The organism is Parviterribacter kavangonensis, from assembly GCF_056863335.1.
Genome location: NZ_JBXPJA010000001.1, coordinates 1,835,180 through 1,856,660, shown reverse-complemented (window position 1 = coordinate 1,856,660; position 21,481 = coordinate 1,835,180). Strand labels below are relative to the sequence as shown.

At 73.3% G+C, this 21,481-nt stretch carries 25 protein-coding genes and 1 tRNA gene; 16 read left to right on the top strand and 10 right to left on the bottom strand.

Annotated features, from left to right (window positions below):
* The first annotated feature begins 2 nt into the window (after positions 1-2).
* Genes AC1UE4_RS09540 through AC1UE4_RS09525 form a run of 4 tightly spaced genes read left to right on the top strand, consistent with a single transcriptional unit; the run spans position 3 to position 2,295 of the window.
* Complete coding sequence (locus AC1UE4_RS09540) at positions 3-302, top strand: Zn-ribbon domain-containing OB-fold protein (protein ID WP_482916988.1); 300 nt, start codon at positions 3-5, stop codon at positions 300-302.
* On the top strand, positions 299-1,426 hold the full coding sequence (locus AC1UE4_RS09535) for an acetyl-CoA acetyltransferase (RefSeq protein ID WP_482916987.1): 1,128 nt from the start codon (positions 299-301) through the stop codon (positions 1,424-1,426). Before AC1UE4_RS09540 ends, AC1UE4_RS09535 begins: the two co-directional genes overlap by 4 nt.
* Positions 1,427-1,438: 12 nt before the next feature.
* A complete protein-coding gene (locus AC1UE4_RS09530) occupies positions 1,439-1,864 on the top strand; it encodes a hypothetical protein (RefSeq protein WP_482916986.1) in 426 nt (141 codons plus the stop codon).
* A complete protein-coding gene (locus AC1UE4_RS09525; protein ID WP_482916985.1) occupies positions 1,864-2,295 on the top strand; it encodes a Rossmann-fold NAD(P)-binding domain-containing protein in 432 nt (143 codons plus the stop codon). Before AC1UE4_RS09530 ends, AC1UE4_RS09525 begins: the two co-directional genes overlap by 1 nt.
* Here AC1UE4_RS09525 and AC1UE4_RS09520 read toward each other — a convergent pair.
* Genes AC1UE4_RS09520 through AC1UE4_RS09505 form a run of 4 tightly spaced genes read right to left on the bottom strand, consistent with a single transcriptional unit; the run spans position 2,292 to position 5,100 of the window.
* Positions 2,292-2,876: an NUDIX hydrolase gene (locus AC1UE4_RS09520; protein WP_482916984.1), complete on the bottom strand. Its 585-nt coding sequence runs from the start codon at positions 2,874-2,876 to the stop codon at positions 2,292-2,294. The two genes, AC1UE4_RS09525 and AC1UE4_RS09520, sit on opposite strands and share 4 nt — an antisense overlap.
* Positions 2,845-3,252, bottom strand: coding sequence for an OsmC family protein (locus AC1UE4_RS09515; protein ID WP_482916983.1), 408 nt, complete (start codon positions 3,250-3,252; stop codon positions 2,845-2,847). The genes AC1UE4_RS09520 and AC1UE4_RS09515 overlap by 32 nt, the downstream gene beginning before the upstream one ends.
* Positions 3,253-3,273: 21 nt before the next feature.
* Positions 3,274-4,509 carry a DUF1015 domain-containing protein gene (locus tag AC1UE4_RS09510; protein WP_482916982.1) on the bottom strand — a complete coding sequence of 412 codons (1,236 nt, stop codon included), beginning with the start codon at positions 4,507-4,509 and terminating at the stop codon, positions 3,274-3,276.
* A gap of 15 nt (positions 4,510-4,524) precedes the next feature.
* Positions 4,525-5,100, bottom strand: a complete 576-nt coding sequence (locus AC1UE4_RS09505) for a CAP domain-containing protein (RefSeq protein ID WP_482916981.1) — start codon at positions 5,098-5,100, stop codon at positions 4,525-4,527.
* 162 nt (positions 5,101-5,262) lie between these two features.
* Here AC1UE4_RS09505 and AC1UE4_RS09500 point away from each other — a divergent pair.
* Positions 5,263-5,337: transfer RNA gene (locus AC1UE4_RS09500), tRNA-Pro, on the top strand.
* 57 nt (positions 5,338-5,394) lie between these two features.
* Here AC1UE4_RS09500 and AC1UE4_RS09495 read toward each other — a convergent pair.
* Both AC1UE4_RS09495 and AC1UE4_RS09490 read right to left on the bottom strand, forming a co-directional pair.
* Positions 5,395-6,621, bottom strand: coding sequence for a S1C family serine protease (locus tag AC1UE4_RS09495; protein ID WP_482916980.1), 1,227 nt, complete (start codon positions 6,619-6,621; stop codon positions 5,395-5,397).
* A gap of 118 nt (positions 6,622-6,739) precedes the next feature.
* Positions 6,740-7,588 (bottom strand): EamA family transporter, encoded by an 849-nt coding sequence (locus tag AC1UE4_RS09490; protein ID WP_482916979.1) that lies wholly within the window; start codon positions 7,586-7,588, stop codon positions 6,740-6,742.
* 87 nt (positions 7,589-7,675) lie between these two features.
* Here AC1UE4_RS09490 and AC1UE4_RS09485 point away from each other — a divergent pair, with 87 nt between their 5' ends.
* Both AC1UE4_RS09485 and AC1UE4_RS09480 read left to right on the top strand, forming a co-directional pair.
* Positions 7,676-8,065: a response regulator gene (locus AC1UE4_RS09485; protein ID WP_482916978.1), complete on the top strand. Its 390-nt coding sequence runs from the start codon at positions 7,676-7,678 to the stop codon at positions 8,063-8,065.
* Between the two features lie 11 nt (positions 8,066-8,076).
* Entirely contained in the window at positions 8,077-8,670 is a 594-nt protein-coding gene (locus AC1UE4_RS09480) for a sugar O-acetyltransferase (RefSeq protein ID WP_482916977.1), read from the top strand.
* Here AC1UE4_RS09480 and AC1UE4_RS09475 read toward each other — a convergent pair.
* Positions 8,657-11,206: a DEAD/DEAH box helicase gene (locus tag AC1UE4_RS09475; RefSeq protein WP_482916976.1), complete on the bottom strand. Its 2,550-nt coding sequence runs from the start codon at positions 11,204-11,206 to the stop codon at positions 8,657-8,659. The two genes, AC1UE4_RS09480 and AC1UE4_RS09475, sit on opposite strands and share 14 nt — an antisense overlap.
* A 71-nt stretch (positions 11,207-11,277) precedes the next feature.
* Positions 11,278-13,611, bottom strand: coding sequence for a CARDB domain-containing protein (locus tag AC1UE4_RS09470; RefSeq protein ID WP_482916975.1), 2,334 nt, complete (start codon positions 13,609-13,611; stop codon positions 11,278-11,280).
* A gap of 104 nt (positions 13,612-13,715) precedes the next feature.
* On the opposite strand from AC1UE4_RS09470, the gene AC1UE4_RS09465 reads away from it, so the two are divergent.
* Together AC1UE4_RS09465 and AC1UE4_RS09460 are read left to right on the top strand one after the other, a co-directional pair.
* Entirely contained in the window at positions 13,716-14,654 is a 939-nt protein-coding gene (locus tag AC1UE4_RS09465; RefSeq protein ID WP_482916974.1) for a VOC family protein, read from the top strand.
* Complete coding sequence (locus AC1UE4_RS09460; RefSeq protein WP_482916973.1) at positions 14,651-15,316, top strand: alpha/beta hydrolase; 666 nt, start codon at positions 14,651-14,653, stop codon at positions 15,314-15,316. Before AC1UE4_RS09465 ends, AC1UE4_RS09460 begins: the two co-directional genes overlap by 4 nt.
* Here the strand turns inward: AC1UE4_RS09460 and AC1UE4_RS09455 are convergent.
* Complete coding sequence (locus AC1UE4_RS09455) at positions 15,290-16,093, bottom strand: SDR family oxidoreductase (protein WP_482916972.1); 804 nt, start codon at positions 16,091-16,093, stop codon at positions 15,290-15,292. The two genes, AC1UE4_RS09460 and AC1UE4_RS09455, sit on opposite strands and share 27 nt — an antisense overlap.
* A gap of 96 nt (positions 16,094-16,189) precedes the next feature.
* Here AC1UE4_RS09455 and AC1UE4_RS09450 point away from each other — a divergent pair, with 96 nt between their 5' ends.
* Together AC1UE4_RS09450 and AC1UE4_RS09445 are read left to right on the top strand one after the other, a co-directional pair.
* Positions 16,190-16,408 (top strand): amphi-Trp domain-containing protein, encoded by a 219-nt coding sequence (locus tag AC1UE4_RS09450; protein WP_482916971.1) that lies wholly within the window; start codon positions 16,190-16,192, stop codon positions 16,406-16,408.
* A 12-nt stretch (positions 16,409-16,420) separates the two neighbouring features.
* On the top strand, positions 16,421-17,692 hold the full coding sequence (locus AC1UE4_RS09445; RefSeq protein ID WP_482916970.1) for a diacylglycerol/lipid kinase family protein: 1,272 nt from the start codon (positions 16,421-16,423) through the stop codon (positions 17,690-17,692).
* Here AC1UE4_RS09445 and AC1UE4_RS09440 read toward each other — a convergent pair.
* Positions 17,689-19,071: a DUF2252 domain-containing protein gene (locus AC1UE4_RS09440; RefSeq protein ID WP_482916969.1), complete on the bottom strand. Its 1,383-nt coding sequence runs from the start codon at positions 19,069-19,071 to the stop codon at positions 17,689-17,691. The two genes, AC1UE4_RS09445 and AC1UE4_RS09440, sit on opposite strands and share 4 nt — an antisense overlap.
* Before the next feature lie 95 nt (positions 19,072-19,166).
* Between AC1UE4_RS09440 and AC1UE4_RS09435 the strand changes: the two genes are divergently transcribed.
* The 5 genes from AC1UE4_RS09435 to AC1UE4_RS09415 all read left to right on the top strand — a co-directional run bounded on the left by AC1UE4_RS09435 (position 19,167) and on the right by AC1UE4_RS09415 (position 21,452).
* Positions 19,167-19,727 carry a phosphatase PAP2 family protein gene (locus AC1UE4_RS09435; protein WP_482916968.1) on the top strand — a complete coding sequence of 187 codons (561 nt, stop codon included), beginning with the start codon at positions 19,167-19,169 and terminating at the stop codon, positions 19,725-19,727.
* Positions 19,724-20,089: a SpoIIAA family protein gene (locus tag AC1UE4_RS09430; RefSeq protein ID WP_482916967.1), complete on the top strand. Its 366-nt coding sequence runs from the start codon at positions 19,724-19,726 to the stop codon at positions 20,087-20,089. Before AC1UE4_RS09435 ends, AC1UE4_RS09430 begins: the two co-directional genes overlap by 4 nt.
* An 88-nt stretch (positions 20,090-20,177) precedes the next feature.
* On the top strand, positions 20,178-20,366 hold the full coding sequence (locus AC1UE4_RS09425) for a hypothetical protein (RefSeq protein WP_482916966.1): 189 nt from the start codon (positions 20,178-20,180) through the stop codon (positions 20,364-20,366).
* A gap of 2 nt (positions 20,367-20,368) precedes the next feature.
* Positions 20,369-20,749: an SHOCT domain-containing protein gene (locus tag AC1UE4_RS09420; protein WP_482916965.1), complete on the top strand. Its 381-nt coding sequence runs from the start codon at positions 20,369-20,371 to the stop codon at positions 20,747-20,749.
* Between the two features lie 55 nt (positions 20,750-20,804).
* Positions 20,805-21,452, top strand: a complete 648-nt coding sequence (locus AC1UE4_RS09415; RefSeq protein WP_482916964.1) for a glycoside hydrolase family 15 protein — start codon at positions 20,805-20,807, stop codon at positions 21,450-21,452.
* The last annotated feature ends 29 nt before the right edge of the window (positions 21,453-21,481 follow it).

Here is a 21,481-nt window from a genome sequence, read left to right as displayed (position 1 = left end):
CAATGGAGGCTCCCTCACCGCTGCACTACCAGCGCTGCGGCGCGTGCGACGCCGCGATCCACCCGCCGCGCCTGCTGTGCCCGGCGTGCGGCGGGCGCGACCTCGCGTGGGCGGAGTCGGCCGGGCTCGGCGCCGTCTACTCGACCTCCGACGTCCACACGCGCGAGGAGACGTACAACGTGTCGCTCGTCGACCTCGACGAGGGCTACCGCGTGATGAGCACGGTGGCCGTCGGCGTCGCGATCGGCACGCGCGTGCGCGGGCGCGTCGACGACGACGGGCGGCTGGTGTTCGACGCGTGAGGGGCTCCGTCGCCGTCGCCGGCATCGGCGAGTCGGACACGTGGGACGTGGGCGAGGCCGCCCTCACCCCGCTCGATCTCATCGCGCAGGCGACGCTGCGTGCCCTCGACGACGCGGGGCTCTCGAAGGACGACGTCGACGGGCTGTTCACCGCGTCGGCCTACTACGGGATGCCGGGCCTCAACGTCGGCGAGCACCTCGGCATCCGGCCGCGCTACAGCGACTCGACGAACCACGGCGGCGCCTCGTTCCTCTCGCACGTGCTGCACGCGATGGCGGCGATCGAGGCGGGGCTGTGCGAGGTCGCGCTGATCGCCTACGGGTCGACGCAGCGCGCCGACGGCGGCCGCCTGCGCAGCGTCGCCGAGACGTACCCGTGGGAGCAGGACTTCCGGCCGCGCTACCCGATCACGCAGTACGCGCTCGCCGCCGCGCGGCACATGCACGAGTTCGGCACGACGCGCGAGCAGCTCGCCGAGGTCGCGGTGTCGGCGCGCGCGTGGGCGCGCGAGCCGCAGAACGAGCGCGCCTTCGCCCGCGACCCGCTCACCGCCGAGGACGTCCTGGGCGCGCGGATGATCAGCACGCCGCTGACGAGCCGCGACGCCTGCCTGGTCACCGACGGCGGCGGCGCGGTGATCGTCACGAGCGCCGAGCGGGCGCGGTCGCTGAAGTCGCCGCCGGCGTTCGTGCTCGGCGCGGGGGAGGCGCACTGGCACCGCAACATCTCGCAGATGCCCGACCTCACCGTCACCGCGGCGCGCGACTCGGGCCGCCGGGCGTACGACATGGCGGGCGTGACGCCGCGCGACGTCGACGCGGTCGAGCTCTACGACGCCTTCACGATCAACACGATCCTCTTCCTCGAGGACCTGCGCTTCTGCGCCAAGGGCGAGGGCGGGGCGTTCGTCGAGGGCGGCCGCATCGCGCCCGGCGGCGCGCTGCCGGTCAACACGAACGGCGGCGGGCTGAGCTACTGCCATCCCGGCATGTACGGCGTGTTCCTGCTGTGCGAGGCGGTCCGGCGGATCCGCTCGGGCGACCACGTCGTGCTGGCCCACGGCAACGGCGCGGTGCTCAGCGCTCAATCGACCGTCATCTTGGGCAGCGCCGCGACGGTCTAAGCTCGGGCCGTCGTGAACGGCGGGATCTTCGTCTGGGTGATGGTCGGGATCTTCGTCGCGCTGCTCGTCTTCGTGCTCCTCCTCGGTCTCTTCTATCCCGGCTCCGGTGCGGACCAGCTCGACTGGAAGCCCACGCGCTCTCCCGAGGTCGAGGCGGCCAACGAGGTCGATGACCTCGCGCAGATGCTGGAGGCGGCCAACCGCCGGCGCCGGGCGCGTGGGGAGGCGGAGCTGACCGAGGCCGGGCTCAACTCGCGGGTCCACGAGGAGCTGCGGCTGCAGGCCGAGATGCGCGACAAGCAGCTGCTCGAGGCCGAGATGCGCCAGCTGCTCGACGCGCGCAACGCCAGGCGGCGCAAGCGCGGGCTGCCGGAGATGACGCTCGACGAGCTGAAGGCGTCGCTGGACGTCCAGGGACCACCGGGAGCGGGCGCGTAGTGGCGCGGTTCCTGGTGATCGGCGCCGGCTCGTGCCGCGCGCTGGCGCTCACGCGCGAGCTCGTGGCCGAGGGGCATGCCGTGCGCGGCGTGACGCGCGGCGCGCACAAGGACGCGATCGAGGCGGCCGGCGGCGAGGCGTGGATCGGCGACCCCGACGTCATCGGGACGCTGCGCTACGCGCTCGAGAACGTGACGCTGCTGCTGTGGATGCTCGGGCACGTCCGGACGCCGGAGCTGCACGGGTCGCGCCTGGAGATGATGCTCGAGAAGTCGATCGACACCACCGCGCGCGGGTTCATCTACGAGGCCGGCCCGCCCGAGGGGACCGCGCTGGTCGAGCGGATGGCGGGCTTCAACGAGATCCCGTACCGGATCGTCCCGCCCGGCGACGACCTCCGCGGCGCGATCGACTCGCTGCTCGCCCGCTAGAGGCGCTGCAGCAGGTCGCCGAGGATCCGTGCCGTCGCTCCCCAGATGAGGTTGTCGCCGACGACGTAGACGTCGGTGCGGAACGGGATGCCGCGGCGCAGCAGCCGTTCGCGGCGGTAGCCGGCGCGGAGGTCGTCGAGGCTGAGCTCGAGCACGTGGGCCACTTCGCGCGCCGACAGCGTCCACTCGAGGCCCGGCTCGATGAGCCCGACGAAGGGGTACACGGCGTAGTTCGTCGCGATCGTGGGTGTGGGCTGCAGCGCGCCGACGACCTCGACGCCCGTGGGGTCGAGCCCGATCTCCTCGTGCGCCTCGCGCAGCGCGGTCTGGACGAGGTCGTCGTCCTCGCAGTCCTCGCGGCCGCCGGGGAAGCTGATCTCGCCGGGGTGGCGCCGGAGGTCGTCGCGGCGCTTGGTGAACACCGCGTGCGTGCGGCCGTCGCCGCCGATGTAGAGCGGCACGAGCACCGCGGCGTCGGTGCGGCCGTGGACGTCGAGCTTCGCCGCCTCGACCGGGTCGAGGAGGACCTGGCTCAGCGTGGTCGCGAGCTCAGCTCGGGGTGAGCTCGAGCCGCTCGACACGCTCGTGGAACATGACCTCGCCGTCGAGCGTGCGGTGCACCGGGCACTTGGCCGCGATGACCTTCAGGCGGTCGACCTGCTCGTCCGTCGCGTCGGGCGGCAGCCGCAGGACGAGCTCGAACTTCGTGGGGCAGCCGCGCTCGGCCGGCGAGTACTCGCACTCGACCTCGACGTGACCGAGGTCCCAGCCCTTGCGCACCGCGTACATCTCGATCGTGATCGCCGTGCAGGAGGCGAGGCTCGCGGCGAGCAGCTCCTGAGGACTGGGCGCGGTGTCGTCGCCACCCTGGTCCACCGGCTCGTCGACCGAGAGGTTGTGCGAACGGACATCGATCATGTGCCGGAACTTGCCAGTCCGGCGGGCGACAGCCTTCATGCCTTCCACGATACTCCCGGCTCAGGTCAATGGATTGAACAGCAGACCCGTTGGCACCTTCGGGAAGAAGTACGTCGACTTCGGCGGCATGTTCTGGCCGGCGGCGGCGATCTCCCGGACCTGCTCGACGGGTGGCGGACGGAGGAGGAACGCCACGTCGAAGGCGCCTCCGTTGACGAGCTCGATGGCCTGCTGCGCGTCGCGCGCGTAGCCGAAGTCGTTGAGGTGATCGATGTCGTCGTCGGTCAGGCCGAGGACGCCCTTCAGCAGCAGCGCCTCGAGGATCGCGGTGTCGAGCCGGGCGAGCGGGCCCTCGAGCCCCGGCACGGGCGTGTCGCGCGTCATCGTGAGGCGGAACGGCTTCTTGAAGTGGCTGTCGAGGTAGCCCATGACCATCGGGCCGTCGCTCGGCGGCGGGGCGAGCTCGTCCTCGCTCGTCTCGTCGATCGTGAAGTCGGCCCTGAGCTCGTTCGCCAGCTCCTCGTAGCGCTGCAGGCCGCGGCCCTTCACGAGGCGGTGCGTCGGGAAGATCGTGAGGCCCGGATCCTCGAGCGCGACGAGGCACATGAGCACCCAGCCGGCCTCCTCGGTGCCGAGCTGCTCCTGCGCGTAGACGCGCGCGGTCTCGTAGCGGTGGTGGCCGTCGGCGATCAGGAGCTCGGTGTCGGCGAGCGTCTGCGTGACCGTCTCGATGACGGCCGGGTCGTCGATCCGCCAGAGCCGGTTGACGGTGCCGTCGTCGTCCTTGGTCTTCCCGAAGGGCTCGCCCTTCGCCTCGTTCAGCGCGTTCCACGCGCGCTGCTCGGGGTCGCTGTACAGGCTGAAGATCGGGCTGAGGTTCGCCTTCGTCGCGCGCGTGAGCCGGAGGCGGTCCTCCTTCGGGCCCGGGTGCGTGCGCTCGTGCGGGCGGATCCGGCCGGGGCCGTAGTCCTCGACCTTGACCTTCGCGAAGAAGCCCGAGCGCGTGCGCTGCCGGCCGTCGGGGCCCGTGTAGTCCTGCGTGAGGACCCAGAGCGCGGGCTGCTCGTCGCGGACGATCACGCCGTCGTCCTGCCACTTCGCGAACGTGCTCGCGGCGTGGTCGTACGGGTCGCCGTCTGCCTGCGGGAGGTCGATCTCGACGACGTTGTGCGGCGACTTGGCGAGCAGCGCCCGGCGCTGCTCGTCGTCGATCACGTCGTAGGGCGGCGCGACGACGTCGTCGAGTGCGACGTCCGGGGCGTAGTGGAGCGCGGTGAGCGGTCTGATCTCGGCCATCGTCGGCCGAGGACCTTAGAGGCGCCGGCCGAACTCGGTCGTGTAGGTCGCGCCCTCGCCGTCCTGGCCGGGCGCGCCGAGCGCGATGCCGATCCCGACTTCCTTGAAGCGCGGATGGAGGATGTTCGCCTTGTGGCCGGGCGAGTTCATCCAGCCCTCCATGATCTCCTCGGCCGTCGCGTAGTGGCCGGTGCCGTACGCGAGGTTCTCGCCGACGGTCCAGCCGCGCGCGCCGTTGAGGTACCCGCTCGCGCGCACGCGCTGCATCATCGTCGAGCCGCCGGGGGAGACGTGGCTGAAGAAGTCGTTGCTGACCATCTGGCGCGAGTACTTCGTGGCGGCGTTCTCGAGCTTCTGGTTGCTCCTCAGACGGCTGAGCCCGCGGCTCGAGCGCTCGCGGTTGAGCAGGCAGAGCACGGTGCCCTGCAGCTGGTCGAGGTTGGCGGACTGAGGCATCGCCGACGAGCTCTGGCACGCGGTGGCGGCCTGCGCGGGAGCGGCGGCGAGAGCGAGGGTGAGAAGCAGGCCGACGGGCAGCGCGCCCAGGGCGCGCTGCCACATCGGCCCCTGGCGGCGGTGGGGTCGGGGCATGACGGTGTTCAGTTCTCCGGGTGGAGGTCCAGCGTGTCCGAGGTCTCCATCGGCGCCGCGGCCCCGTCACCTCGTTCACCCGGCCATTTCTGGACGCCTGTCCGTTCCTCACGCCACCCCGCGGACCGGTTCCGCCGCGCCGGTACGCTTCCAGCCTCATCTCGGGGTGTAGCTCAGCCTGGCTAGAGCACCGGCTTTGGGGGTCGGTTGTCGCGGGTTCGAATCCCGCCACCCCGACTCCCGGAAGCCCCGCGCCGGAGGACGACGCGGGGCCGGAAGCGCAGGGCTCGCGGCTCAGCCGTTGGAAGGCTGCGCCGGCTGCTTGCCGAGCGTGACCGTCTTCCGGACGGTCTCGTTGCCGCGGCGGACGGTGACCGCGAGCTGGTCGCCGGGCTTGTGCTCGGCGATCGCCGCGACGAGGTCGTTCTGGGTCCGGACGGTCGTGTCTCCGAGCTTCGTGACGACGTCGCCCGCGCGCAGGCCGGCCGACGCGGCCGGCCCGCCGGAGGCGACGGCGGCGAGCTCGACGCCGCCGCTCGTGCCGGCGGAGCTGGAGGTCGAGACGCCGAGGTAGGCGTGCTCGACGGACTTGCCGGCCTTGAGCTGGGAGAGCTCGGACGCGACGAGGTCGATCGGGACGGCGAACCCGACGCCGGAGCTCTGCTCCGAGCTGCCGTCGGTGGCGATCTGGTCGACGATGCCGACGACCTCGCCCTGCGCGTTCAGCAGCGGGCCGCCGGAGTTGCCGGGGTTGACCGCCGCGTCGGTCTGGATCGCGTGCGCGACCGTGAAGCCGTTCGGCGCCTCGATCGTGCGGTCCAGGCCGGAGACGATGCCGGTGCTGAGGCTGCGCGTGTAGCCGAACGGGTCGCCGACGGCCGCGACGGTGTCGCCGATGCCGAGCGACGCGGAGCTGCCGAGCTTCAGAGGCGTGAGATCGAGGCCGGACGGGTCGATCTTCAGGACCGCCACGTCGGTCGCGTCGTCGGTGCCGGTCACGGTCGCCTTGCGGGTGGTGCCGTTCTCGAGCGTGACCGTGACGGAGCTGGCCCCGTCGACGACGTGCGCGGCCGTCACGATGTGGCCGTCGCCGTCGATCACGAACCCGGTGCCGGTCGCGGTGCTCTGCTGCTGCGGGACGCCGCCGAACGGCGACTGCGCGCGGTCGGTCGTCGTGCCCTTCGCCGTGATGTCGACGACGCCCGACGCGACGGACGCGTAGAGCGAGCCGGCGTCGAAGCTCGCGGCGCCGGCCGACGAGGTCGCGGCGGAAGAGCGCTGGATGACGGTGGTGGTGCTCGAGGCGTCGAGCGCGCCGGTCGCTGTGAGGATGCCGGCGCTGGCGCCGCCGCCGAGCAGCGCGCTCGTCATCAGCAGCGCCGCGACGGGGACGCGGCGGCGGGGAGGACGCGGCGGCCGGCCGTCGCCGCCGGTGTCGACCGCGGGCGGTGTGGTGGGCGGCTCGTCGCCGCCGAAGAGCGGACGCCGGGCGTCCGGTGAACGAAGGAGGGAGGCGGGCATGCATCCACTGTCCGGCCGCTTCCCGGGAGCTCTGCGAGAGCCGCCCGAGAGGACACGCAGAGGGGCCGCGGAGGCGGAGAGGGCCCGGGGCGGCGAGCCGCGCGCGGGAGGGCCGCGGTCAGGCCGCGGAGATGAGCGCGACGCCGGTGATCGCCAGGAGGACGCCGGAGCCCTGGGTGCCGCTGAGGCGCTCGCGGAGGATGAACGCGGCGAGGAGGACCGTGGCGACGGGGTAGAGCGCGGCGAGGATCGCCGCGATCGTGTGGGCTCCTCCGTCGGAGGCGGCGGCGAAGAGGACGTTCGCGCCGGTGTCGGCGACGGCGATGAAGAGAAGGCCGCGCCAGAGCTCGCCCGGGACGGACGGGCGGGTCCTCGACGCGGCGACGATCGCGAGGCAGACGAGCAGCCCCGCGCCGCGCTGGACGGCGATGACCGCGATGGGATCCGTTCCCGGCGCGTCGGTCGCCTGCTGGACGAGCGTGAGGATCCCGCCGATCGCCAGCGCGGACGTGAGCGCGAGGCCGAGCGAGCGCATCGGGAGGTGGAGCGTGTGCTCGCCCGGCTCCCGCGGCGGGCGCGAGGTCAGGATCCCGCCGATGAGCGCGGCGGTCAGGCCGATGCCGAGCTGCGTCGAGACGCTCTCGCCGCCCGCGATCCCGACGACGGCGGGGATGGCGGCGCCCGAGGCGGTGATCGGCGCGACGAGCGACATCGGCCCCGCCGACAGCGCGGCGTAGAACACGACGAAGCCCACCCCGCTGAGGACGCCGGCGCCGATCGACCACGCGAGCCCCTCGTCCCCGAGCCCCGCGCCGGTCGCGGCGGACAGCGCCACGCAGCCGGCGAGGCCGAGCACGTTGATCCAGAGCACGACGACAAGCGGCTTGAGGGCCCGCGACGTCAGCCCGCCGACGAAGTCCGAGCAGCCCCAGGCGACCGCGGCGGCGAGGGAGAGGGCGATCGTCACCCCATCGAGGCTATGAAGCCGCGCCGGACGTGTGTTGGGGCGCCAAGCCCGGGAGTTCCCGGGATCGCCCGTCACACTTCCCCGTCGGTGAACGGGATCCGAGTGCTTGTCTGCGAGGACGCGGTGGGCTTCCGGCTGCTCATCCGGCACTGGCTGGAGGAGGCGGGCGCCGAGGTCGTCGGCGAGGCCGTCTCCTGGGAGGCGGCGACGGAGACCGCCTCCGCGCTGTGCCCCGACGTGGTCGTCGCCGATCTCTGGCTGCCGAGGTTCGACGGCGATGCGCTCGGCCGCATGCGCGAGACGCTGCCGCAGGCGGCGATCGTGTCGCTGAGCTCGCTGAGCGTCGCCGAGGCGCGCGATCTCGTGGGGGAGCAGGGCGCGGTGGACCTGTTCCTCTCCAAGCGCGACCCCCCGCAGGCGAACATCGAGCAGCTGCAGCGCTTCCTGCTCGAACGCTCGGCCGGCCCCGCTCTGTAACGCTCTCGCCCATGGGCGAGATGCGCGACCGCATGCTGCGCGGTGAGCTGTACATCGCCGACGACCCGGAGAACGACGAGGTGTACGCGCGCGCCCAGCGGCTGCTCGAGCGCTTCAACGCGGCCCCGTACGACGCGCAGGCCGAGCGCGACGCGCTGCTGCGCGAGCTGCTCGACCACGTCGGCGAGGGCGTCGACGTCCGGCCGCGGTTCTTCTGCGAGTACGGCGCGATCAGCATCGGCGACGGGACGTTCGTCAACGTCGACGCGGTGATGCTCGACGTCGCGCCGATCACGATCGGCGCGCACTGCCAGATCGCCTCGCGCGTCCAGCTGCTGACGCCGACCCACCCGATCGACCCGGGCCCGCGCCGCGACGGGTGGGAGTCGGCCGCGCCGATCACGCTCGGCGACAACGTGTGGCTCGGCGGCGGGGCGATCGTCTGCCCCGGCGTGACGATCGGCGACGACACCGTGGTCGGCGCCGGCTCGGTCGTCGCCCGCGACCTGCCCGCCGGCGTGGTCGCCGTCGGCGCCCCCGCGCGCGTCGTCCGCGAGATCGGCGAGGCGGACCGCGTGGAGGTCCCGGACGTCAGGCCGCGGTGAGGCCGAACGAGACGGTGCGGATCACCGGCTCGCCCGCCAGGTCCGAGGCGTCGAGGTCGACCGTCGCGACGATCGAGAAGTCGTGGTCGCCCTCGGGGTCGTCGATGACCTGGCGCACCGTCCACGCCCGCGCGGCGTCGTCGCGCGTGACGATGAAGAGCTCGGGGGAGCGGGCGGCCGGCCCGGTGCCGATCTCCGAGTGCTCGTCCCAGTAGGCGCCGAGCGCCTCCTCCCACGCGCCGGCCGTCATCGACGGCCGGCCAGGCGGGTCGGTCAGCGCCGCCGCGTTCGCGTCGAGGTCGGCGAGGTCGCCGAAGCGGTCGCGCGCGGCGAGCTGCACCTTGCCGAACATCGCGTTGCGCACCATGACCGAGAACGCGCGCTCGTTGCCGGTGATCGGGCGCGGCGGCGGCGGGGGAGCGCCGGCGGCGACGGCCTCGGCGTGCTCGGGGTCGGTCAGCGCCTCCCATTCGTCGAGCAGGCTCGAGTCGGTCTGCCGGACCGTCTCGCCGAGCCAGTCGATGATGAGCTCGAGCTCGTTGGTGCGGTCCTGCTCGGGCACCGTCCGGCGCAGCGCGCGGTAGGCGTTCGACAGGTAGCGCAGGACGAGCCCCTCGGACCGCGACAGCCCGTAGTACGAGATCGTCTCGGTGAACGTGCGGCCGTTCTCGTACATGTCGCGCACGACGGACTTCGGCGAGAGGTCGGACTCGCGCACCCACGGGTGCGTCTCGCGGTAGGCGTGGAAGACGTCGAGCAGCGCCTCGCCGAGCGGCTTGGGGTACGTGACCTCCTCGAGCAGCTCCATCCGCTCCTCGTACTCGATCCCGTCGGCCTTCATCTCGGCGACCGCCTCGCCCTTCGCCTTCCCGGCCTGCGCCATGAGCACCGGCCAAGGGTCGTCGAGGATCGCCTCGATCACCGACACGACGTCGAGCGCGTGGTCGGGCGACTCGCGGTCGAGCAGCTCGAGCGCGCGCAGCGCGAACGACGCGAGCGGCTGGTCGAGCGCGAAGTCCTCCTGCAGGTCGATCGCCAGGCGGAGCACGCGGCCCTCGGCGTCCGGCTCGCCGAGCCACTCGAGCACGCCCGCCGCCACGAGCTCGTCGCCGAGCTGCTGCGCCTGCTCGACCAGCCGGCGGCGCCCGCGCTCGTCCTCGTGGCTCTCCTCGAGCAGCGTGCGCAGCGTCTCCGCCGCGTCGCCGGGCTGGTTGACGACGTTGAGGATCGTCCCATGGTCGACGCGCATGCGCGAGACGAGCTCCTCGGGCGCGGCGCAGCGCAGCCGCTCGAACGTCTCCTCGGTCCACACGACGGTGCCCTCGGGCGGCTTCTTCGTCGCGACCTTGCGCTTCTTCTTCGGGTCGTCGCCCGCCTTGGCCAGCGCCTTCGCGCGCTCGATGACGTGCTCGGGCGCCTGGACGACGACGTGGCCGGTGGTGTCGAACCCGGCGCGTCCCGCGCGGCCGGCGATCTGGTGGAACTCGCGCGCCTTCAGCAGCCGCTGGCGCGTGCCGTCGAACTTCGCCAGGCCGGTGAAGACGACGGTGCGGATCGGCACGTTGATCCCGACGCCGAGCGTGTCGGTCCCGCAGATGACCTTGAGCAGCCCTGTCTGCGCGAGCTGCTCGACCAGGCGCCGGTACCGCGGCAGCATCCCCGCGTGGTGGACGCCGATGCCGCTGCGGACCAGGCGGCTCAGCGTGCGGCCGAACCCGGCGGTGAAGCGGAAGCCGCCGATCTCCTCGGCGATCGCGTCGCGCTCCTCGCGCGAGCAGAGCTTCGCCGACATCAGCGACTGCGCGCGCTCGAGCGCGGCGGCCTGCGTGAAGTGCACGACGTAGATCGGCGCGCGGTCCTCGCCGACGAGGTGCTCGAGCAGCTCGTGCAGCGGCTCGACCGACCACGCGAACGTCAGCGGCACCGGGCGCTCCGCGTCGGCGACGAGCGCGACGGGGCGCTTCGTGCGGCGGACGAGGTCGTCGGTGATCTTCGAGACGTCGCCGAGCGTCGCCGACATGAGCAGGAACTGCGCTTGCGGCAGGCACAGCAGCGGCACCTGCCAGGCCCAGCCGCGCTGGCCGTCGGCGTAGAAGTGGAACTCGTCCATGACGACCTGCCCGACGTCCGCGCCGGCGCCCTCGCGCAGCGCGATGTTCGCGAGCACCTCGGCCGTGCAGCAGATGATCGGCGCGTCGCTGTTGACGGCCGCGTCGCCGGTGAGCATCCCGACGTTCTCGGCGCCGAACGTCGCGCAGAGCGCGAAGAACTTCTCGGAGACGAGCGCCTTGATCGGCGCCGTGTAGAACGTCCGCCGCCCGTCGGCGAGCGCCGCGAAGTGCGCGGCGACCGCGACGAGCGACTTGCCCGAGCCCGTCGGCGTCGCGAGCACGACGTTCGCGCCGTCGAAGAGCTCGATCGCCGCTTCCTCCTGGTGCGGGTAGAGCGCGACGCCCTGCTCGTCCGCCCACGCGCCGAAGGCCTCGTAGAGGGCGTCGGCGGAGGGCGCGGAGGGGAGGGCGTCGACGAGGGCCATGGCCGCCGGAGACGGTAGTCGCCGGCGATGGCTCGGCCGCCGGGGGCGCCGGCCCCCGGCGGCCGCGGCGCTCAGCAGATGACGTCGCCGAGCATGCCGGTGTTGTTCGTCTCGTCGGTCTCCGCGACCTCGTTGAGGACGTCGACCGTCACCTTGCGGTTGCCGGCGCACGCGCCGTTGGTGCGGTAGGTGCCGGTCCGCGACGCGCCGGCCGCCAGGCCGGGGAAGCGGACGCTGCCCAGGCCCTCGACGGTCACGGCGAAGGCGCCGGCCGGGCCCTGGCCCTGGTTCTTGACGGTCACCTCGTTGCTGTTGACGCTCGTGAGGATCAGGTCGGGCTTCGGGCCGGGAGGCGGTGGCGGGTCGTCGGTCGGCTGCGGGCCGGGGATCGGGTCGGGCCCGGGCTGCGGCTGCGGGTCCGGCGGCACCGGGAGCGGCGGCGCCTCCACGTTGATCGTCGACAGCTGCCAGCGCACGGAGGCGTTGTCGCCGTCGTCGAGCGGCAGGCGGCCCTTGAGGCGCGAGCCGCCCGCGCTCGACCCGCGCACGGTCGGCCCGAGGCGGTAGGCGATCTCGAGCGACGTGTGCCGGTCGTACGGGTTGACGTCGCCCTGGTCGTCGTTGCCGAAGTCGTCGTCCTTCAGCTCGATCCACGCCCCGACCTGGTCGCCGGTCGACGCGTCGAGCGCGACCGCGGGGGCGACCCACGTGCGGTTGCTCTTCTCGAGCCAGCGGTCGATCGCGCGGTTGCGCACGACGTTGCGGCCGTTGACGGTCAGCGTCACGCCGTGCAGGAACCAGCCGCCGCCGACGCCGTCGCGGTTCTTCTCGATCGCGACCGAGCTGACGTCGCCGACGGTCAGGCCGCGCCGGGTCAGCTCGCCGATCGGCACGCTGTACGTGTCGTCGTCACCGCGCTCGAAGTCGTTGTAGAGGCGCTTGTCGAGCGGCAGGCGGTGCGGGCCGATGCGCAGGTAGACGTCGTCGTCGGTGCCGGCGAACGCCTTGCCGCCCGTCTCGACCCGGACCGTCATCGACGTGACCGGCGTGCTCTGCGCGTTGCCCTTGGGGACCGCCTTGATCCACGTGAACGGCGCGTACGAGCCGGGGAACGCGAAGCTGTTCGCGCCCTGGATCGCGCCCGAGAAGTACGACTGCCCGCCGAGGACGGCGTTCGCGTAGATGTCCGCGCGGTCGCCCGCGAGGTCACCGAGCGCGAACGGCGCCGGGCCGCCGGAGTAGCCCGTGATCTCGAGCTTGGCGAAGCGGGTGGAGTCCTGGTAGGTGCGGCTCGTGGGGAGGTCCGGGTACTCCGGCACCTCGTTGCCCGGGAAGAGCGCGAACTGCGGGATCGACGCGTTGAACGCGCGGCGGTAGGACGTCGGGCCGCGGTCGTGCATGTAGCCGACCGCCAGGCGCAGGCTCGAGGCCGAACCGGCCTTGCCCGTCCGCACGCCGCAGCTGAACGGGACGCACGGCTCGCCGCCGCCCTGCCAGTGGCCGCTGTACTCGCTGACGATGGTCGCGCCCTTGACGTCGTGGCGCAGCGACGGCGAGTCGCCCATCGCCATGGCGCGCTTCCAGAGCGGCTCGTTGCCGAGCCACGAGCGCGCGGCGCGGATCCACTGGCGCGTGGCGAAGTACGCCGTCACGTAGGCGTCCTGGTACTTGGGCCGGCCCGGCCAGTCCTTGTTGAGGCCGTCGTGCAGGCTGTGGTTGTCGTTGGACTGCCAGTGGCCGTGCCCGCGCGGGACGCCGGGGACGCCGGTGTACACCTCGAGCGTCTTGCGCACCTGCGGCGGGACGTCGAACCACGTCGGGTTCGTGCCGTAGCCGAGCTTGTTGATGCCGGGGCCGCCGCGGCCGGGCTCGTCGGAGGGGTCCTCGACCCAGTTCGAGTGCGAGTAGAAGTCCTGGACGGCGTGCAGCGACGCGCCGACGGCGGCCATGACGAACGTCGGGTCGTCGGTCTCGTTGGCGTGGCGGAGGATCCGCCGGGTGTGGAACTCGAGGCGGTCCCACTCGCGCTCGATGCCGGCGGGGTTCGACAGATCCGGCATCTCGAGGCTGCGCCGGTTGTAGTCGAAGTGCATGCGCCGCGCGCCCTCGACCCACTGGTACAGCCAGTCCTCGCGGTCGAAGCCGAGGCGCGTCACGCCGAGGATCCAGCTCGCATGGCCGGAGTAGGGGTTCTTGTCCGGGTTCGTGTAGTAGTCGACGAACCAGTTCTCGATCATCCCCACGTCGGCGGCCGCGGGCGTGAAGCCCTCGGCCATGAACGCGTCGCGCGTCATGTCCGCGTGGGGGCCGGTGTCGAACGCCGAGGCGGCGGCCGGGACGACCGCGAGCGCCAGCAACGCGGCGGCGGTCGTTGCCCTGAGGTGTCTTGTCGCTTTCGTCCACATGGTCGGGCGACCGTACGGACGACCCCCACCCCGGCGTCAACGGCGGGAACCCGGGGTCCTTTCGCAGGTAGTTGCGCAAGCAATCATCTGCTACCCTTCGGGGCATGAAGCTCGAGGGCATGCACCACATCACGATGATCACCGGCGACGCGACGAAGAACGTCGCCTTCTACGCCGACGTCCTCGGGCTGCGGCTGGTCAAGAAGACCGTCAACTTCGACGCGCCCGACGCGTACCACCTGTACTTCGGCGACGAGGCCGGCTCGCCCGGCTCGATCCTCACCTGGTTCGAGTTCGCGGGCGTGCGCCCGGGCCGCCCGGGCGCCGGGATGATCCACACGATCCAGCTCGGCGTCGCGTCCGAGGCGTCGCTCGGCTTCTGGGCCGAGCGGCTCGCCGCGCACGGCGTCGAGACCGAGCTCCGCGGCAGCGCGCTGGCCTTCGCCGACTACGACGGCCTGCGGTTCGAGATCGTCGTCGCCGACGACGGCAACCCGCCGCTGCGCGCCGAGCACCCCGAGGTGCCGGCCGAGCACGCGATCCTCGGCGTCGAGGGTGCCCGCGCGTACGTCGCCCGCGGCGTCGACGCCGACCGCGCCCTGCTGACCGAGACGCTCGGGTTCACCGAGGAGAGCCGGGGCGAGTACCGCCTGCAGGGAGACGAGCGCCACTTCCACTGGGGCTACGACGCGTCGGCCGAGCGCGGCCTGCAGGGCGCCGGCACCGTCCACCACATCGCCTGGCACTCCCGCGACGAGGACCACGTCGCGTGGCAGCGGCGCGCCGCCGAGGCGGGCATGCAGGTGACGCCGGTCATCGACCGCGACTACTTCGACGCGATCTACTTCCGCCAGCCGCAGGGCGTGCTGTTCGAGATCGCGACGACCTCGCCGGGCTTCGCCGTCGACGAGGACGCCGACCGCCTGGGGGAGGAGCTGCGGCTGCCCAAGCAGCACGAGCACCTGCGCCCGCAGCTCGAGCAGCTGCTGACGCCGCTGGCGAACCCGCGCACGGCGCGCCGGGCCGAGGAGGTCCGGTCGTGAGCGCGCTCGTCTTCCGCGAGCGGCCCGCGGCGGGCGACGCCGAGGGCCTGCTCGTCCTGCACCACGGCCGCGGCGCCGACGAGCACGACCTGCTCGGGCTCGCCGACGTGCTCGATCCCGAGCGCCGGCTGCACGTCGTGACCCCGCGCGCGCCGCTGACGATCGGCGGCTGGCCGGGCAACCACTGGTACGTCGTGCCGCGCGTCGGCTACCCCGATCCCGACACGTTCCACGCCGCGTTCGCCAAGCTCGCCGCGTTCCACGACGAGACGTGGGAGCGGACGGGCATCGCGCCGGAGCGGACCGTGTTCGGCGGGTTCTCGATGGGGTCGGTGATGAGCTACGCCCTCGGCCTGTCCGGCGACCGCCCGGCGCCCGCGGGGATCCTCGCGTTCTCCGGGTTCGTCCCGACCGTCGACGGCTGGCTGCCGGACCTCGGCTCGCGGCCGGACCTGCCGGCGTTCATCGCGCACGGCCGGCAGGACCCGATCATGGACGTCGCGTTCGCGCGGCAGGCGAAGGCGCTGCTCGAGGCGGGCGGGCTGCCCGTCAGCTACCACGAGTCGGACGCCGCGCACCACATCGATCCGGCCCACGTCCCCGCGGCGGTCGAGTGGCTGGCGGGCGTGCGCGCGTCAGCCGAGCAGCGCTCGCGCGCGTGACCACAGCCGCGACATGCCGCGGACCCAGCGGTCCGGGTCCTCGGCCTTCCCGGTGACGTAGTCCCGCATCTCGGGGTGCGTGTAGATGAGGAACCGCTCCTCGCGCACGCCCTCGAGGATGCGGGCCGCCGCCTCGGCGGGAGCGAGCACGTCGCCGCCGCCGATCATCGCGCTGGCCTTCGCGGCGTCGCCGTCGCCGCCGGCGCGCAGCATCGCGGTGTCGACCGCGCCGGGGCAGACGCACGAGACGCGCACGCCGTCGGCGCCGTAGGTGAAGGCGATCCACTCGGCGAAGCCGACCGCCGCGTGCTTCGTCGCCGAGTACGGCGCGTCGCCGAGAGCGGTCAGCAGCCCGGCCATCGACGCGGTCGTGACGAGGTGGCCCTCGCCGCGCTCGACCCAGCGGGGGAGCAGCGCGCGGGCCGCGTAGACGTGCGACATCACGTTGACGCGCCACTGCAGGTCCCACGTCGCGTCGTCGGCGTCGGGGCCGCCGCCGGTCGCCACGCCGGCGTTCGCGAAGAAGAGGCCGATCGGGCCGGCCGACGCCTCGACCTCCTCGACGAGCGCCCTCGTCGCGGCCTCGTCGGTCACGTCCAGCGCGCGCGTCATCAGCCGCTCGTCGCCGGCGCGCGCGGCGAGCGCCTCCAGCTCCGCCTCGGCGAGGTCGGTGGCGACGACGTGCGCCGCCCCGCCCGCGAGCGCTCCCTCCGCCAGCGCGCCGCCGATGCCGCCGGCCGCGCCCGTGACCACCACCGTCCGCCCATCGAGGTCCATGCCGGCGGACCCTACGTCACCCCGTCCGTGTGATGCGCGGCGCGTGGCGCGCGATGAGGATCGGACAGGTCATCGCCGTCGAAGGAGGCTTCCCGCATGGATCTCGTCGAGGTCAAGGAGAAGGAGACGCTCGGGCGCGAGGAGGTGGCCGCACGGCTCCGCGACCTCGCCGACCAGCTCGCCCGGCACAACGAGGTGACGTTCGAGCGCGGCGGCCTGCGCTTCCGCGCGCACGTCCCGGACGAAGTCGCGTTCAAGTTCGAGTTCGAGGTCGAGGACGACGGCTCCGAGCTCGAGATCGAGCTCAGCTGGTAGCGGCGGCCCGGCATGCCGGTGGACAAGCGGCTCGCCGCCGTGGGCGCGCTCCTCGCCGGCGGCGCCGCCATCGTGCTCGCCGTCGTCGAGGTGGTGTCCGCGTTCCCGCGCGGGCTCTGGGTCCTCGGCGCGGTCGCGCTGGCGCTGTGGCTGGCGCTGCACGCGCTCACCCACCGCGGCGCGCGCCGGGCGATCGCGCTCGGGCTCGCCGTCGCGCTGCTCATCGGCGGCTTCGCGGCCGTCGTGGGGGAGGACCCGCTGATCACCGCGGCGGTCGTCGCGCTGGCGATCGTGTCCTCGGCGCTGGCGCGGGCCGCGTTCCGGGGACGCGTCGAGCTGCCGGCCGCGCCGCGACCGCAGAACCCGGTGCTCTTCTACAACCCGCGCTCGGGCGGCGGGAAGGCGACGCGCTTCGACCTCCCCACCGAGGCCCGCAAGCGCGGCATCAAGCCGGTCGAGCTGACGCCCGGCACCGACCTCGAGACGCTCGTGCGGGAGGAGGTCGCCGCGGGCGCCGACGCGCTCGCGATGGCGGGCGGCGACGGCTCGCAGGCGATCGTCGCGATGGTCGCGGCCGAGCGCGGGCTGCCGTACGCGTGCATCCCCGCGGGGACGCGCAACCACTTCGCGCTCGACCTCGGCGTCGACCGCGACGACGTCGTCGGGGCGCTCGACGCGCTCGTCGACGGCGGCGAGCGCGTGGTCGACCTCGCGGAGGTCGACGGGCGCGTCTTCGTCAACAACGTGTCGCTCGGCCTCTACGCGACCGCCGTCCAGCGCGACGGCTACCGCGGGGCGAAGATCCGCACGCTGCTCGACACCGTGCCGGACGTCGCCGGCGCCGAGGCGGTGCGCAAGCCCGTGCAGTGGCGTGAGCCCGGCGGCGACGTGCGCGGCACCGGCGTCGTGATGCTCGTCTCGAACAACCCGTACCGGCTCGGCAGCGCGGCGGGCTCCGGCACGCGCCCGCGCCTGGACGCGGCGTCGCTCGGCGTCGTCGTGCTCGGCGGCGACGGCAACGGGGGCGGCGCGGCGCGGCGCGGCTGGCAGGAGAGCACGGCGGCGGAGATCGTCGTCGACGCGGAGGACGGCGAGCCGATCGCCGCCGGCATCGACGGCGAGGCCGTGATGCTCCCGCCGCACTTCTCGTTCCGCGTGCGGCCGGCGGCGCTGCGCGTGCGCGTCGCGCGCGATCACCCGGGCGCATCGCCGTCGGCGCTGCGCCCGGCCGGGACGGTGGCGGGCGCGAAGGCGCTGCTGGCGATCGCCGCCGGGCGCGTCTAGCCCGCCATGACCGGCAGCCGGCCGGCGTCGACCGCCTGGATGAGGCGCTCGAAGTCCGTCTCGTTGCGGTCGGCGTAGCGGAGGGCGAACTCGGCGACGGCGCGGTCGAACGACCGGCCGTTCCCGAGGTAGCCCGCGATCGCGCAGCGGTCGCCCGTCCGCGCGTGGGCGCGGGCCAGCGTCCACGCGCACACCTCGCCGTAGCGGCTGAGCAGGCGCGACGACATCGTCGCGACGTCGAACGAGCCCTTCCCGTCCCACAGCTGCCGGACGTAGAAGTCGCGCTCCTGGCCGTCGGTCCCCGCGGCGCGCAGCCAGCCGAGCAGGATGTCGCTGGAGGCCTGCATGAGCCGCTGGCCCTGCACGACGCGCTCGCCGTGGTTGGCGTACGGGCTCGGCGCGAGGTGCTCCTCGAGCACGGACGCCTCGGCCTCCTTGGCCTGCAGCACGAGCGGATCTCCGTCGTCGAGACCTCGCAGCAGGATCACCCACGCGCGCGTGCCGACGCTGCCGACGCCGACGACCTTGCGCGCCATGTCGACGACCTCGAAGCCCTCGAAGAGACGGCGCCGGTCGTCGGGGAGGCTCTCGGCGTAGATGGCGAGCGTCTCGCGCATCCACTCGCCGAGGTGCTCGGCCTCGTCCGGCTCGAGCAGGTCGGCGGCGCGGACCACGAGCGGCGGGTCCGACCGGATCCGCAGCTCCCCGTCGACCTTCTCGGTGAGCCGCAGCACCGCGCGCAGGCTCGTCTTGGCGCGCGCCTTCTCGGTGGTCTTCCGGGTCTTCGCGACGTCCTCCGCCGCGCCGCGGGGGAAGACGTGCTGGGCGCTCTCCTCGTCCAAGCGGCTGTACCAGACGTCGAGGTGCCCCATGCGCGCGAAGGACCGCATCGTCTCTCGGTAGCGCTGCAGCGTCGCGAGCACGGCGTCGCGGCGCTGGCGCGGCGAAAGGCTCAGGTCGCGGCCCGCGATCTCGATGCTGGTCGCCAGGCGCTTGACGTCCCACTCGAACGGCCCGGGGTGGGTCTCGTCGAAGTCGTTGCAGTCGAAGACGAGCCGGCGGTCCGGCGCCGAGAAGAGCCCGAAGTTCGACAGATGCGCGTCGCCGCAGAGCTGCGCCTCGAGCCCCGTGTTGGGCTGCGCGGCGAGGTCGGCGGCCATGACTCCGGCGGCGCCGCGGTAGAACGTGAACGGCGTCACCAGCATGCGGCCGTACCGGATCGGCACGAGCTCGGGCAGGCGCGTCGCGGACTCCTCCTCGAGGATCTCGAGCGGGTCGCGCCGGTCGGGGGCGGGCTCCCATTCGGCGTGGCTGCTCCGCGGGACGTCGCCGCGCACCGCGCGGCCCTGCTCCCACCGGTCGGAGACGGTCGTGGTCATGGGCGCCATGCGATCACGGACCGGTTCCCGGCGGGTCACCCGGATCGGATGATCCGCGGTTCCCGCGCCCGGATCGCGACCGTACGCTCGCGCCCATGCCCGCCGGGGGACGATGGCTGCGCGACCTCGAGGTGATCGACGTCGCGCTGTACGCCGCGGTCGCGACGACCGACACCCCGGCGCTCGACGCCGCCATGCGGCGCCTCTCGGCGGCGGCCGACATGTCGCGCCTGTGGATCGCCGGCGCCGCCGTGCTGTCGCTGCTGCGCGGCCGGTCCGGCCGGCGGGCGGCGGCGCTCGGCGTCGCGTCGATCGGCGTCACCTCGACAGTGGTGAACGTGGCGATCAAGCCCGTCTTCCGCCGCACCCGGCCCGACCGCGACCTGCACGGCGTGCCGCACCCGCGCCACGTCCCGATGCCGACCAGCCGCTCGTTCCCCTCGGGCCACTCGGCGAGCGCCTTCGCGTTCGCGGGCGGCGTCGGGCGCGTGCTGCCCGGCGACGCGATCCCGCTGCACCTGCTGGCGGGCGCGGTCGCCTACTCGCGGGTGCACACGGGCGTCCACTTCCCCGGCGACGTCGTCCTCGGCTCGGTGCTCGGGACCGTCGGCGCCCAGCTCACCACCCACCAGCTCGAACGAAGGAGAGCCTCATGATCCGCACCCTCGAGGACATGCCCGCCGGGACCATCGGCTTCGAAGCCGTCGGCGACGTGGAGGACGACGACTGGGAGCGCACGGTCGAGCCGGCGCTGCGCAGCCACATCGCCGAGGGCGAGGACGTCCGGCTGCTCTACGTCATCGGGCCGCGCGCGGACGAGGTCGACGGCGACGCGATGAAGGCCGACGCCGGCTTCCACATGCGCCACGCCACGTCGTTCGAGCGCGTCGCGGTGGTCAGCGACGAGGACTGGGTCCGCCCGGCGCTCAAGACGCTCTCGTTCCTCCTGCCCGGCAAGGCCCGCGGCTTCCGCGTCCGCGACCTCGAGGAGGCCAAGCGCTGGGTGGCCGAGCGGTGAGAGCCCTCCGCTGCGATGGCGTGCGCACCACCAGAGGAGGGGTGCCCGCCATCTTCGCGCGGCGGACCGGGGCGAAGAGGATCGGCCCATGACCTGGTTCTGGATCGCCCTGACCTACGTCGTCTGCCTGGTCTTCTTCGGGCTGACGGCGCTGCGGAAGGGTCACGTCGCGCTGTTCATGATCGGGTTCTTCATCCCGATCCTCTGGATCGTCGGCGCCTTCCTCCATCCCACCAACGCGGTCGCGACTGAGCGCGCCCGCGCGAACCTGAGGTGACCATGCCGATCGCGGCCGACTACCCCTTCATGGACATCGTCTGGACGATGGTCCTCTTCTTCCTGTGGCTCCTGTGGATCTGGGTGCTCGTGGTGGTGCTGTCCGACGTCTTCCGCTCCGACATGGGCGGGTGGGGCAAGGCCGGCTGGGTCACCCTGACGATCTTCCTGCCGCTGGTGGGCGTGCTCCTCTACCTCGCCTTCCACGGCAAGGACATGGGCGAGCGCCGCGTCGCCGACGTGAACCGCGCGATGCGGTCCTACAACGGCGGCGGTGCCGGCGAGAGCAAGGCGTCGCAGATCGCGCAGGCCAAGGCCCTGCTCGACTCGGGTGCGATCTCGCAGGCCGAGTACGACAAGCTCAAGCACTCGGTCCTGCTCTAGCCGGCCGGCGCCGACGATGCCGTTCAGGGACCGCTCCTTCATCGAGACGCCCTCCGTGGCAGCGGTGGTCGCCGTGCGGTACGCGGCGGCGGGCGGGCTCGACTGGCCGGGGTGGCCGGCGCTCGCCGACCACGTCGCGGCGAGCTGGCGCCGTCCCGACGGCGGGATCGTGTCCTCGCCCGCTCCGTGCCGCCATTGGACCGCCTCGAAGGTCCTCGCATGGCACGTCCTCGACCGCGCGGTGCGCCTCGCACCGCGCTGGTCGCGGGCCGTTCACCGCCTCGCATGGGAACGGGAGCGCGACGCGCTGCACCGCGACGTGTGCTGGCAGGCGTGGAGCGAGCGGCGCGCGACGTTCACCGCGGCCTACGGGGTCGACGAGCTGGACGCGGCGGCGCTGCTCATGCCGCTCGTCGGCTTCCTGCCCATCGAGGACGTCCGCGTCCAGCGGACGATCGACGCCGTCCTGCCGGTGCACTGGCGCGACAACGGGCCGGCTCGCTGGTGGCTCGTCTCCGCGCTCGTGGAGAGCGGCCGCCCCGACGAGGCCCGCGCCGTCTTCGACCGGCTGACGGCGGCGGCGCCGCTGCCGGCGACGCCGGCCGACGAGCTGGCGAGGGTCGAGGCGGAGGCCCGGCTCGCCGTCGCCACGGCCCATCGAGGAGCGCAGCGTGCGGTCCCCGCTCGCGCGTCGGCGGGCTGACGGCTCGGCCGCTGAGCCCGCCGGGGTGC

What these genes read in the sequence shown, in the direction of transcription:
- AC1UE4_RS09495 (WP_482916980.1), bottom strand. Translation starts at nt 6,621, where the DNA reads ATGCCCGCCTCCCTCCTTCGTTCACCGGACGCCCGGCGTCCGCTCTTC.
- AC1UE4_RS09505 (WP_482916981.1), bottom strand. Translation starts at nt 5,100, where the DNA reads ATGCCCCGACCCCACCGCCGCCAGGGGCCGATGTGGCAGCGCGCCCTG.
- AC1UE4_RS09430 (WP_482916967.1), top strand. Translation starts at nt 19,724, where the DNA reads ATGATCCGCACCCTCGAGGACATGCCCGCCGGGACCATCGGCTTCGAA.
- AC1UE4_RS09420 (WP_482916965.1), top strand. Translation starts at nt 20,369, where the DNA reads ATGCCGATCGCGGCCGACTACCCCTTCATGGACATCGTCTGGACGATG.
- AC1UE4_RS09425 (WP_482916966.1), top strand. Translation starts at nt 20,178, where the DNA reads ATGACCTGGTTCTGGATCGCCCTGACCTACGTCGTCTGCCTGGTCTTC.
- AC1UE4_RS09440 (WP_482916969.1), bottom strand. Translation starts at nt 19,071, where the DNA reads ATGACCACGACCGTCTCCGACCGGTGGGAGCAGGGCCGCGCGGTGCGC.
- AC1UE4_RS09455 (WP_482916972.1), bottom strand. Translation starts at nt 16,093, where the DNA reads ATGGACCTCGATGGGCGGACGGTGGTGGTCACGGGCGCGGCCGGCGGC.
- AC1UE4_RS09435 (WP_482916968.1), top strand. Translation starts at nt 19,167, where the DNA reads ATGCCCGCCGGGGGACGATGGCTGCGCGACCTCGAGGTGATCGACGTC.
- AC1UE4_RS09475 (WP_482916976.1), bottom strand. Translation starts at nt 11,206, where the DNA reads ATGGCCCTCGTCGACGCCCTCCCCTCCGCGCCCTCCGCCGACGCCCTC.
- AC1UE4_RS09450 (WP_482916971.1), top strand. Translation starts at nt 16,190, where the DNA reads ATGGATCTCGTCGAGGTCAAGGAGAAGGAGACGCTCGGGCGCGAGGAG.
- AC1UE4_RS09445 (WP_482916970.1), top strand. Translation starts at nt 16,421, where the DNA reads ATGCCGGTGGACAAGCGGCTCGCCGCCGTGGGCGCGCTCCTCGCCGGC.
- AC1UE4_RS09540 (WP_482916988.1), top strand. Translation starts at nt 3, where the DNA reads ATGGAGGCTCCCTCACCGCTGCACTACCAGCGCTGCGGCGCGTGCGAC.
- AC1UE4_RS09510 (WP_482916982.1), bottom strand. Translation starts at nt 4,509, where the DNA reads ATGGCCGAGATCAGACCGCTCACCGCGCTCCACTACGCCCCGGACGTC.
- AC1UE4_RS09515 (WP_482916983.1), bottom strand. Translation starts at nt 3,252, where the DNA reads ATGAAGGCTGTCGCCCGCCGGACTGGCAAGTTCCGGCACATGATCGAT.
- AC1UE4_RS09480 (WP_482916977.1), top strand. Translation starts at nt 8,077, where the DNA reads ATGGGCGAGATGCGCGACCGCATGCTGCGCGGTGAGCTGTACATCGCC.
- AC1UE4_RS09470 (WP_482916975.1), bottom strand. Translation starts at nt 13,611, where the DNA reads ATGTGGACGAAAGCGACAAGACACCTCAGGGCAACGACCGCCGCCGCG.
- AC1UE4_RS09465 (WP_482916974.1), top strand. Translation starts at nt 13,716, where the DNA reads ATGAAGCTCGAGGGCATGCACCACATCACGATGATCACCGGCGACGCG.